The organism is Lacticaseibacillus chiayiensis (assembly GCF_004123795.1).
In the GTDB taxonomy this organism is placed as follows: Bacteria; Bacillota; Bacilli; order Lactobacillales; family Lactobacillaceae; genus Lacticaseibacillus; species Lacticaseibacillus chiayiensis.
On record NZ_MSSM01000052.1, the window covers coordinates 1 to 2,552 of the forward strand.

A 2,552-nucleotide genomic window follows, 5' to 3' on the forward strand; every position below is an offset into this window, starting at 1 on the left:
TTTTTGATATGGCCGAGCTAGGTAAGGCGGATGCGAATAAGTTGTTGCGTGACTATTCTGAGGGGATGCGCAATAAGTTGCAGATTGTGGTGTCGTTGATGTTGAAGCCGCCGGTGTTGTTGCTTGACGAACCGCTGACAACCGTCGATGTGGTGGCGGCGCATGAGATGCAACAGATGATCGTTGCGATGAAGGCAGACTCAGTTGTTGTCTTTTCCACCCACATCATGCAGTTGGCGCAGGCCATTTGTGATGCGGTGGTATTGTTACACCAGCAGCAGCTGACCGAATTGGCGGGGCTGGATATTCACAGTCAGGCATTTGAAGACGCCGTGATTGCGCGGCTAAGTGACGAGGTGCAGGCAGATGCGTGATGCATGGCGGTATTACTGGTTTCAAGCGCAGGTCGATGCGACAACGGCCATTAATGGCTTGATTTACTTTTTGCGGCGGATTCCGTTTTTAGGTAAAAAGATTCCGACCAGGTGGTATCGCACCGGCGCGCTGAAAAGTCTTTTGGCGATTTTGGTGAACTTCATGATGCTGCTGACGAAGCCAGTGATCACCATGTTGGGGATCGGCATGGCTTTTTTGGTTGGCAATGCCTACAACGATTTTATTCGGCCATTACCAGCGGCCCTTTCGTTGCGGTTGATGGTTGCCGTTGCGGTCTATTTGCTGGGGTGTCTAATGGTTCGCGGGCTGATTTTCCGCTATGCATCGATTAATATCAAAACGATTAAACTGGGCAATTACTTTTCGCTGGATCGGGTTGGTTTGGTTCATGGTACACTATTGATCAATCAAATCATCGGCGTGGCACTTGGGCCATTTTTTCCACTTTTTATCCTAACGCTCATCACTCGCAATCCGTGGTTGTTGTTGGTGGGACTGGAAATTTCGGCTTTAAGTTGGCAATGGCAGGCGTTTCTTCCTCGCTTAGTGTGGTCGCGTCGGCAAATGGGCTTAAGCGCGACGATTATTTACTGGGTGAGTTTGTGGGGCGTGGTTGCAGGTGTGACGCTGACTGGCCAGCTTGCGGCTTTTGTGAGTGGTATTTTTTCATTTTGGGGTTTCATGATTTGCTTGGCGGCTTTGTTAGCAATGGCATGGTATGTCCGCCGGTTTTCTGACGACATACCGTTTCTGATGGCTTCGATTCAGCAGGCGACCATGGCGCTGGACAAGGTGGCGGCTTCACGGAACCAGCAGTTTTTGGCGGCAGGCAAGGCGATGCAGAAAAAGCTGACAATTGACACCGATTCGACGGTCAAGCCACTGAACCGGTCAGGCAGTAACTATCTCAATGCCTTATTATTTGCACGTTATCGTCAACAATTATGGAAAAAGTTACGGACGCGGCTACTGTGGATCGGCGGTATTGGCGGCGGGCTGATCGTGGTACTGAAACTCTTTGCCGTGCATTCAGTCGGTGATTTGACGTCAATATACGGCGCCTTGTTCTTTCCAATGTACCTGTCATCGCTAGGAGCACCGATCGTTCAGCTTTTATTTGTTAATTGCGACTCAGCCATGCTTTACTATCCGTTTTATCGCCAGCCCAAAACCATTTTGGCCGGCTTCTTCTACCGGTTCTGGCGCATCGTTCAGTACAATGCGATCAGCGGCGGATTGGTTTTTGCCCTTATTTTTGCCTTGCAGATTGTTGGGCCGATTCCCGATGCGGTGAACTTCTATTTAGTGTTATTGCTGGAAGTTTGCGGTATGGTGCTGTTCTTTTCCTTTCACGACTTGTTTATCTATTACTTGATTCAGCCCTTTACAGATGACATGTCGGTTGTTTCACCGTTGTATCGGTTCTTGTACTGGGGGATGTACTGGGTAGCGTGGGTTTTCACTCAAGTACATTTTTCCGGCTACGCATATGCCATTTTGATTGGCGTGGTGACGCTGGTCTATGTGGCAATCGGCACTGCAGTGATTTATCGAGTGGCGCCGAAGACTTTCCGGATTCGCTACTGATGCGGCTCTGCGGTCGTAAATGGCGCCGTATCGCGAGTGAGCATCTTCCCACGAAATCCTGTGAAAACTACTAAAAAGGCCAACCACTTTAATCCGGATAGGTGGTTGGCCTTTTTAGTAGTTTGGGTTGACCGTTCGTGCAATTCCAAATCTTTGTTATCACGGTACATTGGAATTTAGAAGAGCACCACGATCTTGAGAAATAGAAGGATAGCAAAGATGAACGCTGCTATCATCACGACTAAATAAATGAGTGAGGCCGGTCTTTTGACTTTTAGTTTGAAATAAACATAAACCAAGTAACTTAAAAAGCTGATCGGCACAAAGGTAGAGGAAAACATGGTGAGCGGCAGAGGTAAGCCAGAAAACAATGAATCCAGCGTGAGGTATCCGGCGATCCAAAAACCTAGGAAAGTAAGGATGTGCTTGTAACGTTTTTCAAAGACGTCCTTGTTATTCATTTGAATCACCTTGTTTGTTAAATCCTACAAATCCGCAATGTTGCGATACGATTGGATTTATCATAGGTTGACGATTTTAAGAAACACAAGTAGCACCAAAAGGAGACC

The 2,552-nt window shown here is 47.8% G+C and carries 2 protein-coding genes; both read left to right on the forward strand.

The features are described 5' to 3' along the window. On the forward strand, nucleotides 1-374 hold a 374-nt coding region (locus BVJ53_RS14065; RefSeq protein ID WP_129302921.1), incomplete at its 5' end, for an ATP-binding cassette domain-containing protein. Continuing rightward, on the forward strand, nucleotides 367-1,983 hold the full coding sequence (locus BVJ53_RS14070) for an ABC transporter ATP-binding protein (RefSeq protein ID WP_129302922.1): 1,617 nt from the start codon (nucleotides 367-369) through the stop codon (nucleotides 1,981-1,983). The genes BVJ53_RS14065 and BVJ53_RS14070, both read left to right, overlap by 8 nt. The last annotated feature ends 569 nt before the right edge of the window (nucleotides 1,984-2,552 follow it).